The sequence below is a fragment of the Arthrobacter sp. NPDC056493 genome, assembly GCF_042795115.1.
GTDB lineage: Bacteria > Actinomycetota > Actinomycetes > Actinomycetales > Micrococcaceae > Arthrobacter.
Window position 1 is genome coordinate 18449 of the sequence record NZ_JBHTSL010000002.1, and the last position, 14607, is coordinate 33055.

The window sequence follows — 14607 nt, forward strand, 5'->3', positions numbered from 1 at the left end:
GGCCCCCCCCCCCGCGGCGGCCCCCACCCCCCCGCGCCCCCCCCCTTGTTTTTTTTTTCCCCCCCCAACCCAAAAAAAACCCCCCCCGAAGTCGCGATACGTGGACAAAAACTCTAATGAAACCGGGTGAGATGCTCGGGGCTACGTGGGTGGCGGCTGCAAGCGGGTGGCGCGCAGGACGGCGTCGGCGAGCAGGGCCGACTGCCCGTCCGGGCCTGTGGCCTCCCGTTCGCGGCTGGCTGCAACCTCCACGCGCCAGCCCGGCGCTGCGATGCCGAGCTCGGCTGCGGCCTGCTCCGCCGTGAAGAACATCCCCGGACTCGCGTGGCCGCCGCTGTGCCCGCCAGGGTGCCCGTCAGCGTGCCCGCTGTCATTCGAGTTGGCGTTCTCGTCAGCCTGGCTCCGCCAGGGCGGCAGGCCGTCGGGATGGTGGCCGACGATCAGCAGCGTGCCACCGGGGCGGACCGCATCGGCAGCCACGCGGTGCGGCCGCTGCCACGGGGCTTCGGTGGAGTGCAGGAACTGCGCGGACACGAGATCGAACTGCTCCCCGGGAGCCCACGCGTCAAGGTCACGCTGCAGCCACGTGATGCGCTTCCCGGCCGGGGAGCCGGCGGCGTGCTGCGCGGCGCGGTCCAGTGCGACGGCGGAGACGTCCACCGCGGTCACCGTCCAGCCCTGCTCGGCAAGCCACAGGGCGTCGGCGCCCTCGCCGCACCCCAGGTCCAGGGCAGTGCCGGGCTCCAGCCCTGCCGCTTCGGCCACCAGCTGCGGGTTGGGCCGGCCGCTCCAGACGCGCGCCCTGCTCCGGTACATTTCGTCGCAATGGCGCGCGGCGCCGTCGTGCCCCTCGTGGTCCATGGCCAACACCCTGCCACAGAAACGTCCGCCCATCTAGCGCGTCAGGGCAGCCTGACGATGATGTTCTGTTCCCCGTCCGCGAACACCGGGTAGCTGCGCAAAGGGGCTGCCCCGGTGGTGGAGCAGCCTGTTTCCAGCTCAAACGCGTGCTGGTGCAGCGGACACATCACCACGGCCCGGTCGATGGTGCCGTCGGCGATCGGGCCGCCCTTGTGCGGGCAGACGGCCGAGACCGCACGGAGGGAACCGTTCCGGAGCCGGAACACGGCGATCTGTTCGCCGGCTACGGCGTACGCGCGGCCCTCGCCCACGGGGACCTGGGCCACCGGGCCGAGGACATGCAGCCCGTCGGCGTGTAGCCCGGCGCTCATCGGACCGGCACTCATCGGACCGGCACCTGGGGGAGCACCTCAAGCGGGAGCGAGGTGCGGAACTGGCCGGGGGTGAAGGGGTCGTTGCGCTCAGCCCACGGGTCTGCGTAGGCCTCCACCGACGCCTGCATCGCAGCATCAAGCTGCGCGGCCAGGCCTTCAGCGTCGTCCACGATCACCGCGCGGAGGTGCTCGATCCCGACGCGCGGCACGAAGGTATACGTGCGTTCGAGCCAGTTGGCGCGCTCGCGGTAGTACTGCATGAAACGCCCCGCCAGCAGTGTCACGGTTTCGCGATCGTCCACGGTGGCCAGCAAGTCCCCCTTGCGGATGTGGGCACCCGCGGCGCCGCCGACGTAGATTTCCCAGCGTCCGCCGTCGACCGCCACCACCCCAACATCCTTGACCAGTGATTCGGCGCAGTTCCGCGGGCAGCCGGAGACGGCGAGCTTCAGTTTCGCCGGGGACTCGATGCCCTGGAACCGCGATTCGATCTCGATGCCCAGCTTCGTCGAATCACCCGTGCCGAAGCGGCAGAACTCCTGCCCCACACACGTCTTGACCGTTCGGAAGCTCTTGCCGTACGCGTAGCCGGAGGGCATGTCCAGGTCTGCCCAGACCCTCGGCAGGTCCTCCTTGGGAACACCGAGCAGGTCGATCCGCTGGCCGCCCGTCAGCTTCACCATCGGGATGCCGTACTTGTCCGCCACATCAGCGATCCGGCGGAGTTGCTCCGGGGAGGTCACGCCGCCCTTCATCTGCGGCACCACCGAAAACGTGCCGTCGCGCTGGATGTTGGCGTGGACGCGGTCATTGACGAACCGTGCATCGCGTTCGTCGATGTACTCCCCGGCCCACATCATTTTCAGCAGGGACGCCAGACCCATCTTCGACTTTGCGTCCTCCGCCCCGTCCGGTGCCAGCGCCGCGAACACGGCGGACACGGACCGCAGGCCCTGCTCCCGGATTGCGGCCATCAGCGCGGTCTTCTGCAGCGGCACGCCGGGAACGTAGTACGCCGCGGCAGGGTCCTCCGCCACGGCGCCGCCGGCTACCCATTCCACCACCTGCCGGACCAGCAGCTTGCAGGAACCGCACCCCTTGCCGGCCCGGGTGGCGTCCATGACGCCGGACAGCGTGGTGCAGCCGCCCTTCACGGTGTCCGCGATGGCCTGCTTGCTGACGCCGTTGCAGTTGCAGACCTGGGCATCGCCGTCGAGTTCGGCCACGCCGGTTTCGCCGCCGGGCCCGCCGAGGTCGAACAGCAGCGAGACCCGTTCCTCGGGCAGCGGCAGCCCGCGGTCGAACGCCTGCGTCAGGTAGGCCACCTTGCGGCTGTCCCCAAGCAGCGTTGCGCCGACGATCTTGCTGTCCCGGATCACGATGGACTTGAAGACGCCGCGGCTCGGTTCGGAAAACACCACGTGCTCGTCGGTGTCCCGTTCCGGGGCCTGCAGCCCCATGGATGCGACGTCGACGCCGGCCACCTTGAGTTTGGTGGCGGTGCGAGAGCCCAGGTAAGTTGCCTTCGGATTGGCCCCGGTGACATGGTCGGCCAGCACGGCGGCCTGCTCCCACAGCGGCGCCACCAGGCCGTACACCTCGCCGCGGTGCTGGACGCATTCACCGACGGCGTAGATCTCGTCCTCGTCCGGGACGCGCATGTGGTCATCCACCACGATGGCCCGCTCCACGGGCAGGCCGCTGGTCACCGCCACCTCCACGTTGGGGCGGATTCCGGCGGCCACCACCACCATGTCGCATTCGATATCAGGCGCGTCCCGCAGCTGGACGCCGCGCACCCTGTCCTGGCCCAGGATGGCGGTGGTGCGGCTGCTGGTGTGGACCCTGATGCCGAGCGCCTCGACACTCCGGCGCAGCACCGCACCTCCGTCCGGGCCCATCTGTGCGTTCATCAGGTGCCCGCCGGAATGGACGACGTCGACGCCGATGCCATGGCTTTGCAGGCCGCGTGCGGCTTCCAGCCCCAGCAGTCCGCCGCCGATTACGACGGCGCGCCGGTGGTGGTCCTGCTGGGCGTACGACACCATGCCCCGGGTGTCATCGATGGTGCGGAACGCGAAGACGCCGGGCAGCAGTCGGCCGCCCGGCGTGTACAGGCCCCCCACGGCGGGCATGAACGAGCGGCTGCCGGTGGCGATGATGAGGATGTCGTACGGAGTGGCCCTGCCGTCGTCGGAGAACACCAGTTTGGCGAAGCGGTCGATCTTTTCCACCCGGACGCCAGCATGCAGCGTGATGTTGTTCTCCCGGTACCAGTCCAGCGAATTCAGGAAAATGCCGCCGGCGTCTTCCTCGCCGGAGAGGACATGGCTGAGCATGATCCGGTTGTAGTTGCCGTAGGGCTCGTCGCCGAACATGGTGATCCGGTGCTGAACGGCGCCGCCGCGGGCCAGGATTTCCTCGACGGCGCGGGCGCCGGCCATCCCGTTGCCGATCACCACGAGCCTGCGCCGGCTATCACCCGGCGTGCCCCGGCCGGAGCGGCTGGCGAGGGCGGTCATCAGTGCTCCACCATGCCCATGTCGACCACGACGGATCCACTGACCCCCGTGTCCGCCAGCAGCCTCAGCTCGATCAGGGAGCCGCCGTCGATGTCTTCCACCACGCGAAGCGGGACGTGCACGTCGCCCTTGGCAGCTATCGGGAAGTACCGCATGGGCACGCCGTCCCGCATCAGCACCACCGTGACCAGTTCCGCGGAAGAGTTCCCGCCACGGAAATACAGGGTCTGGTTGATGACGCCGTCGGGGACGAAGTGGGAAAGCTGGCTGTGGATGGGCACCGCCTTTTCGAGCCCCGCACCGTCGAACGGAAAAATGCCCTGAAGGAAGATGTTCTTCAAGATCACGGTCGGATCCTTTCGGCGGAGGGGACGCTGCGGCCGCTGCCATCGGCCCGGCATGAGTCCATCCTTCGCCGCACGTGTTACAGCGCCCGGCAGCTTGTGTAATTTCCGTTTAACACCTTTCTCACCGTCTACAGGGCGTGACCCGGCGCCCGATCCGTGACCCGGACCAGGCAAAGAAAAACCGCGCTGCGGACCACCGGGGTGGCAGCAGCGCGGTTTTTCTTGTCTGAGGGATTAAGCGTCGGCGGCAGCGGGGACGCTGGTGCCCTCGGCCTTCCACTCCTCGATCCGTGCCTGCTGCAGCGGCGTCTGGCGGTTGAAGTACCAGGCCGCACCCAGCAGCAGGAACCACACCGGGGCAACCACCAGCGCGAGGCGGGTGTCCTCGGCCTGGGCCAGTGCCACGAGCATGAACGCGAAGAAGGCCAGGACCACGTAGGGCATGAAGGCCGAACCCGGCATCTTGAAGGTGGACGCCTCGTGGAGTTGCGGCCGGCGGCGGCGGAACACGATGTAGCTGATGAGAATCATCGACCAGACGAACATGGTCAGCACCGATGCCAGGGAGGTGACGATGGTGAAGGCGCCGATCACGGAGTCGCCCGCATACAGCAGGACCAGGCCGGCCAGCAGGAAGATGCAGGAGAACAGCAGTGCGTTCTGCGGAACCTTGCGGACGCTCAGCTTGCCGAAGGCCTTCGGGGCGTTGCCGTCCTGCGCGAGGCCGTAGACCATACGCGAGGTTGAGTAGATGCCGGAGTTGGCGCTGGAGGCGGCCGAGGTGAGGACCACGAGGTTGATCACGACGGCGGCGATGCCGAGGCCGGCGAGGGTGAACATGCCGATGAACGGGCTGCTTGCGGGGTCGATGCTGCGCCACGGGTTGACGGCCATGATAACCACCAGGGCGCCAACGTAGAAGAGCAGGACGCGGATCGGGATCGAGTTGATGGCCCGGGGGAGGTTCTTTTCCGGGTCCTTGGTTTCGGCGGCCGCCGTGCCCACGAGCTCGATGCCAGCGAAGGCGAAGATCGCGATCTGGAAGCCGAGGATGAAGCCGAACAGGCCGTGCGGGAACATGCCGCCGTCGTTCCACATGTTCGCCAGATTGGCCACTGCGCCGCTCGGCGAGGTGAAGTTGGTGGCGATCATGACCACGCCGGTGGCAATCAGCGCCAGGATGGCGACCACCTTGATGATGGCGAACCAGAATTCCGCTTCGCCGAAGGCCTTGACCGTGGGAAGGTTCAGCAGGATGAGGACCACGGGCGTGATCAGAGCCGGGATCCACAGGGGTGTGCCCGGAGCGAGCTTGTCCACGTAGCCGGCGATGGCCACGATGTCGGCCACGCCCGTCACCACCCAGAAGAACCAGTAGGACCAGCCGGTGAAGAAGCCTGCCCACGGGCCAAGAATGTCCCCGGCGAAGTCGCTGAAGGACTTGTAGTTCAGGTTGGAGAGCAGAATCTCGCCCATGGCCCGCATGACGAAGAACAGCATGAAGCCGATGATCATGTACACGAAGATGACGGACGGGCCGGCAAGGGAGATGGTCTTGCCGGAGCCCATGAACAGGCCGGTGCCGATGGCGCCGCCGATGGCCAGGAGTTGGATGTGGCGGTTGCCAAGCCCGCGGGCGAGGTGCGGTTCCCTGCTCTGGCCGGGTTCAGCACGTTCTGTGGTGGGTTGAACGGAAATGCTGGTGGTGCGTTCAGACATCAAGTCTTCTTCCTTGTCACAGGCGCCGGCACGTGCGCGAGCGTGCCGTACCGGCCGCGTTGATCCGCCGCAAATGTGACGGAACTAACAATTGGGATGGTGTTAAGACTATGAGCGGCGGAACGCCGCATCTGCGTTCCACCCGGCCGCGGCGCCCGGCAATGGGCAGGCAGAATGCCCGCGCGCCGGGCGGGGTGGCGCGGCCGGAAAGCGCGTTTCCGCAGTCCAGCCGGGAAATCCGGCCCGCCAGCAGGAAATTCGCTGTGAGCGCGGAACGCCGCAATAGTCTTCGACATATGTCCAGCATGCCAGTCCCAAATGTCGTCCATTGTTGTCCGTGAGTTGCGTCACGCACTATCAGGCGCGCCGCGAAGGGCTGCATGCTCCCGGCCGGCGTGCCCGTCCGAAGCCGTCCAGGGGCCGCGCAGGGGGGCGCGCAGGGGCCGGAAATGGGCCGGGGAAGGGGCCGTGCAACGGGTGGAAAGGGTCCAGGAAAGGGCACGTGCAGCGGGCGGGAAAGGGTCCGGGGCGCCCGGATGGTAGACTGGTGGGACTTGATGTGCAGTGATGCCCGCTTTGCTCTGAATTTTGGAGAGCGGGCTTTTTTCATGTGAGAGGCACATCCTGCGTCGATGAACGCTATTGGTCCCGGCGGCCGCTGTTTGAACACTGGCAGCAGCCCGGTTGACCACCTGACTTTTCTTCGGCGACCCCCTGGGCCAACCGGCTTCGGGGGCCGATATCCGCTGGATACCGCCTGAAAGACCCTGATAAACGCATATGACTACTTTTGCTGCCCTCGGAACGCCCAAGGCACTCGCCGATACCCTGGCCGCCCAGGGTATCGATTCCCCGTTCCCCATCCAGGTCAAGACCCTGCCGGACACCCTGGCCGGCCGCGACGTGCTGGGCCGTGGCCGCACCGGCTCGGGTAAAACCATCGCCTTCGCCATCCCCCTCGTGGCCCGCCTCGCCGAGCGCGAAGCCGCCTACTTCCGCAAGCCCGGCCGCCCCATGGGCCTGGTCCTCGCACCGACCCGTGAGCTGGCCACCCAGATCAACGCAACGATCGAGCCGCTGGCCAAGGCCATGGGCCTGAACACCACCGTGATCTACGGCGGCATTTCCCAGGCCCGCCAGGAGAAGGCGCTGCGCGCCGGCGTCGACATCGTCATCGCCTGCCCGGGCCGGCTGGAGGACCTGATCCGCCAGCGCATCCTGACCCTCGAGGCCGTCGAGGTGACGGTGCTGGATGAGGCCGACCACATGGCCGACCTCGGCTTCCTGCCCGTGGTCAAGAAGCTCATGGACATGACCCCGAGCCAGGGCCAGCGCCTGCTGTTCTCCGCCACGCTGGACAACGGCGTGGACAAGATCGTCCAGCGCTACCTGTCCAACCCACTGACCCACTCCGTGGACGATCCGCAGGCCGCGGTGACCACCATGGAGCACCACGTGCTGGTGGTCAACGACCAGACCGTCAAGAAGCAGCTGATTGTTGAACTGGCCTCCGGCGCCGGCCGCCGCGTGCTGTTCATGCGGACCAAGCACCATGCCCGCAAGCTGGCCAAGACCCTGACCGACGCCGGGATCCCCGCCGTCGACCTGCACGGCAACCTGTCGCAGAACGCCCGTGACCGCAACCTTGCGGAGTTCTCCTCCGGTGACGTCCGCGTCCTGGTGGCCACCGACGTTGCCGCCCGCGGTGTGCACGTCGACGACGTCGAACTGGTCATCCACGTCGACCCGCCCACCGAGCACAAGGCTTACCTGCACCGCTCCGGCCGTACCGCCCGTGCCGGCTCCGACGGCACCGTGGTCACGCTGACCCTGCCCGAGCAGCAGACTGACGTCAGGAAGCTCATGAAGGCTGCCGGTGTCGAGGTCACCTTCGAGCGGGTAACCGCCACCTCGCCGGTTGTTGCCGAGCTGGTCGGCGAGATTGCCGACAAGGTTGATCCCCGCACCCGCGCCGCGCTGCTCGCCGCCAAGGCTCCGCAGCAGGGTGGCGGCAAGTCCACCGGTGCCAACGCCGAGCGCAAGCGCGCCCGCCGCCAGGCATCACCCACGGCCGGCGGCCGGGGAGGCCGCGGCGGCCGCGGACGGGTTTCCGCAGAGGCTCCGCGCACGGACCTGCCCCGCGCTGAACGCCGCGCCGCGGCGTTTGAGGGCCGCACCGAAGCCCGTGCGGCATTCGATCGCGCCGCTGAGCAGAACGAGGACCGGGCCACCGCGGCAGCTGCGGCCCGCCGCAACGCCCGCGGCCGCGGCACTGCCGCCAGCACGCACCGCAACGACGTCCCTGCGGCCGGCGGCCGCTCGTCGGCCGGCCGCGGTTCGGATGGGCGTGCGGCGGAGGGCCGGGGCGATTCCCGCTTTACCCGCAGCGAAGCCCCTCGTGGCGGCACCGGTCGCCCGAGCACCGGAGGCCAGCGCAGCGGACGTCCGGCCACCGGCCAGCGCGCCACCGGCCAGAGGGCAGCTGCCGGCGGCAAGTCCGGCGGCAACGCTCCGGTCTGGTCCTCCACCACCGGAGGCACGTCGGGCGGCTCGTACTCGGGCGGTTCCTCCTCGGGCGGCAGCGGCCGCTCCGGTGACGGCCGTCCCGCCCGGAAGGCCCCCCGCCGCGCGTCGGCTCCGGCGTCGAACGAGCGCCGCGCCAGGTAGCTGGCGACGCGCCAGGTTTCTGGCGACACGCAAAATGCCGTCCGCTACGGGAATTCCCGTAGCGGCCGGCATTTTGCGTAGCGCAGGCCACTATGCGTAGCGCAGGCCACTAAACGCAGCGCACGCTACCAGCCGCGGGCGCGCCACTCGTCAAGGTGCGGCCGTTCGGCGCCGAGCGTCGTGGGCTTGCCGTGGCCCGGGTGCACCACAGTGTCGTCCGGATAAACGCCGAAGATCCGCTCGGTGACGTCAGTGAGCAGCTGGTTGAACCGATCGGGATCCTTCTGGGTGTTGCCCACGCCGCCCGGAAACAGCGAATCGCCGGAGAAGATGTGGGCCGGTCCCTCCGGATCCTGATACACCAGTGCCACCGAACCGGGCGTGTGGCCGCGCAGATGGACGGCCGAGACGTCGAACCCGTCAAAGTTCCCCACGTCACCGTGCTCCAGCAGCACATCCACCTTCACGGGAAGTTCCGGGGCGTCGTCGGTGCCGGCCGCCGTCTTGGCTCCGGTGGCTTCGACGAGGCCCGGCAGCGCCCGAACGTGATCCCAGTGCTGGTGCGTCGTGGCGATCAGTGCCAGCGTCGGTGGCCCGGACGTGTCCGCGGCGGCGTCCGCCAGCAGGCCCTGAATCGCCGGCAGGTCATCCGCCGCGTCGATCAGCAGCTGCGCCCCGGACTCCTTGGCCGTCAGCAGATACACGTTGTTGTCCATCTCGCTGACCGATATCCGGCGGATGGTGATGTCCCGAAGTGAATGAATGAGCGTGTCCATGAGCCCAGTCTAGGGAGGACGCCCAGGCTAGGGAGCCGGATCAGCCCCGCGCCGGCGGGAAGGCCCCGCCGGCAGCATCTTGAGCCCGGCCGCGCATCCCACAATGCCTGCGATGAACAGCACCTTGAGCAGGCTGAAGGGCTCGACGCCGGTGGCCATGGCCCAGCCGACCGTCAGCGCCGCGCCGATCCCCACCCAGACGGCGTAGGCGGTGCCGAGCGGGATGTGCTTCACGGCCATGCCCAGCCCCTGCATGCTGAGCGCGGCCGTCACGACGAAGACAATGGCAGGCACGGGGCGGGTCAGGCCGTCGGACAGACCCAGCGCCGTGGCCCAGACAGCTTCCAGGACGGCCGAGGCGAGCAGGATAATCCAGGCCGTGGCAGGCTTCGCGAGCATCACGCCACCGCCTTCAGGCCAACCACGCACGCGGCGATACCCGCGAGCAGCAGCAGCCGCGCCGCGGTCGGCCGTTCAACTCTGGCCACGATCGCGTAGGCGGACGTCAGCACCACACCCACGCCGACCCACACAGCGTAGGCGGTGCCGGTGGGAATGGACTGCATCGCGAAGCCGAGGCCCGCGGTGCTGGCCACGACGGCGACGACGAAGAGCGCGCCGGCCGCGACCCGGCGCCGGCCCGAGGACTGGGACGCGCGGTGCAGCGCTGCCGCCCACACCGCCTCGAGCGCGCCGGAAAAAATGAGGACGAACCACGACATGACAGATCCTTTGGCCAGTCTTGTCGCGCACCGGGTACTGAACCGTCGTCCGGAGGTCCGGGGAAGGGGACCTTGGCTTTACCCTAGCAACGCCCGACGGCGGTGGCCACCGGTGGTGGCAAACCTCACCGCCGCCGTGCGCTCGGGTTAGCGGGCACCGCCGTCAGCGGGGGCAGATCAGAGGGCGCCGCCGGCCGCTTCGGGCGCCGAGGCGTCACGGCCGCCGTCGCCGATGGTTTCACGGGCAACGAAGTTCTCGATGTCGAAGGTGTTCTCTGCCCGTTCGGCGATGTTCAGAAGGGTGGTCATTGAGGCGACCTCCTCCACCTGCTCCTTGAGGAACCAGAGCATGAACTGCTCGCCCAGGGCGTCATCTTCGGCCCGGGCCGCGCGGAACAGGCTTTCGATGCTGCTGGTGACTTCCTTCTCCTGCCGGAGCGCGAGTGCCAGCGGGTCTGTTACCGAGGCAAAGTCGTTGCGTACGGCGGGCACACCGGGGATGGTGACGGCAACACCGCGGTCCACCATGTACTGGACCATCATCATGGCGTGGTTGCGTTCCTCCACCGACTGCCGGTAGAAGTACCTGGCCAGTTGCGGGAGGTCCTGGTTGGCGAACCAGACCGCCACGGCAATGTACTGCTGTGAGGCCGCGAATTCATTGCCTATCTGCAGCAGCAGGAGATCACTGAATTTTGACTTGGTCATGGCACCGAGTCTAGGTTCCGGCACCTCGCGCGTACCAGAGCCGCTAGCCGGTCACCGGATCGAGGGATACCACTGCCAGGAACCCGCGGCCCAGGATTTCCGGCGTTTGGGTGTCGGAGCCCACCACCGCGTCGTAGCGGCCGAGCGGGACGGGCGCGCTGTCCTGTCCGGGGCTGGCCGTCGCCTGTCCCTGCAGCAGGACGCCCAGCTGGCCCTCGAAGACGGGATGGGCACGCTTCTTGGACAGTTCGATGATCGAGGTGTACGCCTTGAAGGCGCCTTCCCGGGCGATGACGTTCAGGTTGCGGACATCCCCGGTGGGCAGGGCCGAGGAGGAGGCCGCGCCGCCGGGGAAGCGGAAGGGCCGGTACTTTTCGAGCGGGTGCTCGGTCCCGTCCACGGCCAGCAACAGCAGTTCGCCCTCGACGACGGTAAGCACCCGTTCCATCCCCGGAAAGGGGGAGTACTCTCCGGCGCGGGTGACGTCGGCGATGCTGATCCGCCAGTCCCACGCCCCTGCGTCGGATGACGTGGCTTCAGGTGAGGCGGACCCGGATGAAGCGGCGCCGGCTGCAAGCTCACGGGTGACCCCGCCGCCGTTGCGCCAGGGCTGGGGTTTGAGGTCGGCGAAGCGGATGATCTGCATCAGCCCAGCCTATCCGCGCGTTGCCCGCCCCCTGCCTCCCCGCGTAAAGTCGGCGACGGATCGCTGCGGTCGAGGGCGACGCTGTCAACAACAAGGAGCCGGTGAATGTTCGTCAAAGTCTGCGGCCTGAGCACGCCTGAATCAGTCCGGGAGGCCGTGGAAGCCGGGGCGGACGCCGTCGGCTTTGTCCTGACGGCCAGCCCCCGGGTGGTGTCGCCCGCACAGGTCACCCAACTCGTGAAGGCTGTGCCCGACGGCGTGGCCGCCGTCGGCGTCTTCCGTACGGAACCGGCCGCCGATGCGGTGGCCATCGCCCGCGCTGCCGGGCTGAGCTGGATCCAGCTTCATGGTGAGCGCACACCGGAGGACGTAAAAACAGTGCACGACGCCGGCATGAAGGTCATCCGCGCCGTCACCATGGGTGCCGAACCGGACGCGTTTGCCGATTGGGGCGAGGAGCTGCTGCTCATCGACGCCGCAGTTCCCGGTTCCGGCGAGGCCTGGGACTACGGTTCCGTGCGCGCCAGGGGCCTGGAAGGACGGCAGTGGCTCCTGGCCGGCGGCCTTGACCCCGCCAACGTGTCCCACGCCGCCCGCGATGCCGGCGCATGGGGCGTGGACGTTTCCTCGGGTGTCGAACAAAGCAGGGGAGTGAAGGACCTGGCCAAGATCAGGGCGTTCGTGGCGGCAGCCAAGGGCTGACCGTCCCCGTGACTGGGATGTCCGCCCGGGCGGAAGTCCGCAGGCTGCTGGGTAAGGGTTAAATCAGGGCAGATCCCGAGGCGCTTGGGGCTTCGCGACCGGCAGAATGGACGGATGAAGACACTCCTGAACATCATCTGGCTGGTTTTCGGCGGTTTCTGGCTGGCACTTGGTTACTTCGCCGCCGGCATCATCTGCTGCCTGCTCATCGTGACCATCCCCTGGGGCATTGCCTCCTTCCGGATTGCGTCCTACACCCTGTGGCCGTTCGGGCGGATGGTGGTGGATAAGCCGGGCGGAAACGGCGTGTTCGCGCTGCTCGGCAACGTGATCTGGCTGCTGGTGGCCGGTATCTGGATCGCGATCGGGCACGTGGTCACGGCAGTCGCCATGGCGCTCACCATCATCGGCATCCCGCTGGCCATCGCCAACCTGAAACTGATCCCGGTGTCGCTGATGCCGCTGGGCAAGCAGATCGTGCCCACGGACAGGCCGTTCATCACCGCCTACCGCTGACGGTCACGCAACGTCCGGTCAGGGCCTGTCAGGGCCTGTCAGGCCAGTTCGCCCTGCAGGTTACGCCGGGCGGCGTCCAGCCACAAATTCCGGGCCCGCTCGGTATGGAAGAGCGGGTCCAGCGCCAGCAACTGGCGGACGACGGCGGCCCTTCCGGCCGCGAAATCGGCGTCGCCGATGTGCGCATAATCTTCCCGGACGGCGGCCACATACCGGGCATAGGGCACCGGTTCCCCGCCCAGAACGGACAGGTCGGCGTCGCACAGGAGGGCGCCGTCGTCGTCCCCTGCCTCCGGCCGGTGATCCGAGGTAAGCCGGACCAGCCGCGCCACCTCGTCGACTTCGGCTTCCGGAAGTCCGGCCTGGCCGAGCCTGAGCTCGGCGAGCCGGGCGGATTCCTCCTCGTCCTCGCCGGCGGCTCCCCGGTAGACGGCGTCGTGGAACCAGGCCGCCAGAAGCACAGTGCGCGGCGCCCGGGCCGGTTGTGTGAGCAGGTCCAGGGCTTCCAGCACAGCGAGGAGGTGGGTGCAGCCGTGGTACCTGCGGTGGCTCTCGCTCCAGCGGTCCAGCAGGTCCAGGAACAGGGCATCATGGCCCGGCATTACCGTGTTCCAGCGGTTGAGCAGGGGAGTCTTGAGGGACTTCGTGCGGCTGCGGGCGGGGATCCGGAGTCCGCTGGCGATGAGTTTCCGGACCAGGACCCGCGCCTCCACCGGAATGGCACCGGCGGCGACCAGGCCGTCATAGCGCCGCTGCGGGACGTCGTAGTGGTCGCCGTCGAAAGCCCGTTCCGGGATGCCCGCCGCGGCGGCAAACGCGTGGAGTTCCGCCAGGGAGGTGTCCGAAATCAGGTGTGAAAACAGTGTCTCGTGGGCAGGCCAGAGCGGCGGATCGAGGTAGACGGCCATGGGGAGAGTCTAGTCCGCGCCTGAACAGGGCCGGCCCGGGGCCGGGCCCGGCGCGGACCGGGCCCGCACAGCACAGCACGGCACGGCAGGCGTACTACCGGCCACCGCCTGCCGTGCCGTGATACGGCGAACCTGCCGCAGTTATGGCGTCTTCTTGACGATGACGTCGTCGATGTACTCGTCGCCCAACTGGCGGGAGTGCTCCGCTCCAAGCTGCACATGCGTCAGGCTTGAGACGCCGAGATTCACCGCGCTGCTGGAGAACTCCAGGGCTCCGTCAAACCAGACCTTGATGGTGGAGGAGCTGCCGTTGGCCGTGACCTCCATCTGGGCGCGGTGCCACGTGCTCAGCGGGATGCTGGAGGACTTCAGCTTGGTGTAGGAGAAAGTGCCATTGGGTGCCGTAACGCGCAGCCACAGCTGGCCGTTGCTGTTGTAGCGGTAGATGTCCGCGATCCGCGTGCCGTTCGCGAAGAACCGCAGGTAGGGGACGTCGTTCCCGGCGACGCCGGCCGTGGTGATGTTGAACCAGCCGTCGGCGTTGGCCGTCTTGACGGCGGTGGAACCCAGTGCGACCGACATCTTGGCTACCGAACCGGAGTCATTGGTTACGTGCAGCTTCGCGGAGCAGGTGCCCGTCCGCCGCTGCGAGGTGCTGATGGTTGCGGTTCCGGTGGTGGCTGTGGAGGGGGTGAACGGGGTGAATGACGCCGTCTCGAAGCTCGTGGCGGCCACCGTGGTTCCGGTCAGCGAGTTTGTTGGCTTGACGCTGGAGTTGCTGCAGGTCACCGCGTTGGCCGGCGATGAGCCGAGGATCAGCCCGCCCGTCATCAGGACGCCGATGGTGCCCAGGGTGCCCAGTTTTTTCAGCTTGCTCATTTGGTAATCCTCACTATCATTTTCGGTTCGGAGGTCGCCGGCACCGGGTGCCGGTCCCGGTCCGGCAGCCGGCAGGCCGCGCCAGGAGCGAAACGCCGTCAAAGCAGTTGAATGAGCCTGGTCAGAAGCGAAACGCAGATTAGGGAAAGGAGAGCCGCTGCGGTGTACACCGCAGCTTTCGGCAGGGGGGCATCCGGCCGAACTATGCGCAAGGCATCACACGTGAGCACTGCCACCACAGTGGCAAAGCCAGCCAAAAA

At 67.9% G+C, this 14607-nt stretch carries 15 protein-coding genes and 1 riboswitch; of the genes, 3 read left to right on the forward strand and 12 right to left on the reverse strand.

What is annotated here, in order from left to right:
• Nucleotides 1-141 precede the first annotated feature (141 nt).
• The 5 genes from ACFQ50_RS01020 to cycA form a co-directional block, all read right to left on the reverse strand.
• Nucleotides 142-861 (reverse strand): SAM-dependent methyltransferase, encoded by a 720-nt coding sequence (locus ACFQ50_RS01020; protein ID WP_377993667.1) that lies wholly within the window; start codon nucleotides 859-861, stop codon nucleotides 142-144.
• A 41-nt stretch (nucleotides 862-902) separates the two neighbouring features.
• A complete protein-coding gene (locus ACFQ50_RS01025; RefSeq protein ID WP_377993668.1) occupies nucleotides 903-1247 on the reverse strand; it encodes a Rieske (2Fe-2S) protein in 345 nt (114 codons plus the stop codon).
• Nucleotides 1244-3757 (reverse strand): nitrite reductase large subunit NirB, encoded by a 2514-nt coding sequence (gene nirB, locus ACFQ50_RS01030; RefSeq protein WP_377993669.1) that lies wholly within the window; start codon nucleotides 3755-3757, stop codon nucleotides 1244-1246. The genes ACFQ50_RS01025 and nirB overlap by 4 nt, the downstream gene beginning before the upstream one ends.
• Entirely contained in the window at nucleotides 3757-4104 is a 348-nt protein-coding gene (locus tag ACFQ50_RS01035) for a molybdopterin oxidoreductase (RefSeq protein ID WP_377993670.1), read from the reverse strand. The genes nirB and ACFQ50_RS01035 overlap by 1 nt, the downstream gene beginning before the upstream one ends.
• A 234-nt stretch (nucleotides 4105-4338) precedes the next feature.
• On the reverse strand, nucleotides 4339-5823 hold the full coding sequence (cycA, locus tag ACFQ50_RS01040; RefSeq protein WP_377993671.1) for a D-serine/D-alanine/glycine transporter: 1485 nt from the start codon (nucleotides 5821-5823) through the stop codon (nucleotides 4339-4341).
• Between the two features lie 780 nt (nucleotides 5824-6603).
• Here cycA and ACFQ50_RS01045 point away from each other — a divergent pair.
• Nucleotides 6604-8490, forward strand: a complete 1887-nt coding sequence (locus ACFQ50_RS01045) for a DEAD/DEAH box helicase (protein ID WP_377993672.1) — start codon at nucleotides 6604-6606, stop codon at nucleotides 8488-8490.
• 125 nt (nucleotides 8491-8615) lie between these two features.
• Here the strand turns inward: ACFQ50_RS01045 and ACFQ50_RS01050 are convergent, their stop codons facing one another.
• The 5 genes from ACFQ50_RS01050 to ACFQ50_RS01070 form a co-directional block, all read right to left on the reverse strand.
• Nucleotides 8616-9266: an MBL fold metallo-hydrolase gene (locus tag ACFQ50_RS01050; RefSeq protein ID WP_377993673.1), complete on the reverse strand. Its 651-nt coding sequence runs from the start codon at nucleotides 9264-9266 to the stop codon at nucleotides 8616-8618.
• 27 nt (nucleotides 9267-9293) lie between these two features.
• Nucleotides 9294-9665 carry a DMT family transporter gene (locus ACFQ50_RS01055; RefSeq protein ID WP_377993789.1) on the reverse strand — a complete coding sequence of 124 codons (372 nt, stop codon included), beginning with the start codon at nucleotides 9663-9665 and terminating at the stop codon, nucleotides 9294-9296.
• Nucleotides 9665-9988 carry a DMT family transporter gene (locus tag ACFQ50_RS01060; RefSeq protein ID WP_377993674.1) on the reverse strand — a complete coding sequence of 108 codons (324 nt, stop codon included), beginning with the start codon at nucleotides 9986-9988 and terminating at the stop codon, nucleotides 9665-9667. Before ACFQ50_RS01060 ends, ACFQ50_RS01055 begins: the two co-directional genes overlap by 1 nt.
• A 9-nt stretch (nucleotides 9989-9997) precedes the next feature.
• Nucleotides 9998-10065: riboswitch (guanidine-III (ykkC-III) riboswitch) on the reverse strand.
• Between the two features lie 100 nt (nucleotides 10066-10165).
• On the reverse strand, nucleotides 10166-10696 hold the full coding sequence (locus ACFQ50_RS01065; protein WP_377993675.1) for a ferritin: 531 nt from the start codon (nucleotides 10694-10696) through the stop codon (nucleotides 10166-10168).
• A 43-nt stretch (nucleotides 10697-10739) separates the two neighbouring features.
• Nucleotides 10740-11342 (reverse strand): HutD family protein, encoded by a 603-nt coding sequence (locus ACFQ50_RS01070; RefSeq protein WP_377993676.1) that lies wholly within the window; start codon nucleotides 11340-11342, stop codon nucleotides 10740-10742.
• A gap of 105 nt (nucleotides 11343-11447) precedes the next feature.
• On the opposite strand from ACFQ50_RS01070, the gene ACFQ50_RS01075 reads away from it, so the two are divergent.
• Entirely contained in the window at nucleotides 11448-12044 is a 597-nt protein-coding gene (locus ACFQ50_RS01075; RefSeq protein ID WP_377993677.1) for a phosphoribosylanthranilate isomerase, read from the forward strand.
• A gap of 114 nt (nucleotides 12045-12158) precedes the next feature.
• Nucleotides 12159-12560, forward strand: coding sequence for a YccF domain-containing protein (locus tag ACFQ50_RS01080; protein ID WP_377993678.1), 402 nt, complete (start codon nucleotides 12159-12161; stop codon nucleotides 12558-12560).
• Nucleotides 12561-12598: 38 nt separating this feature from the next.
• Here the strand turns inward: ACFQ50_RS01080 and ACFQ50_RS01085 are convergent, their stop codons facing one another.
• Both ACFQ50_RS01085 and ACFQ50_RS01090 read right to left on the reverse strand, forming a co-directional pair.
• The gene (locus ACFQ50_RS01085) at nucleotides 12599-13468 is read right to left on the reverse strand and encodes a DUF4031 domain-containing protein (protein WP_377993679.1); all 870 of its coding nucleotides are present in this window, start codon (nucleotides 13466-13468) and stop codon (nucleotides 12599-12601) included.
• A 141-nt stretch (nucleotides 13469-13609) separates the two neighbouring features.
• On the reverse strand, nucleotides 13610-14347 hold the full coding sequence (locus ACFQ50_RS01090; RefSeq protein ID WP_377993680.1) for a hypothetical protein: 738 nt from the start codon (nucleotides 14345-14347) through the stop codon (nucleotides 13610-13612).
• Nucleotides 14348-14607: the final 260 nt, after the last annotated feature.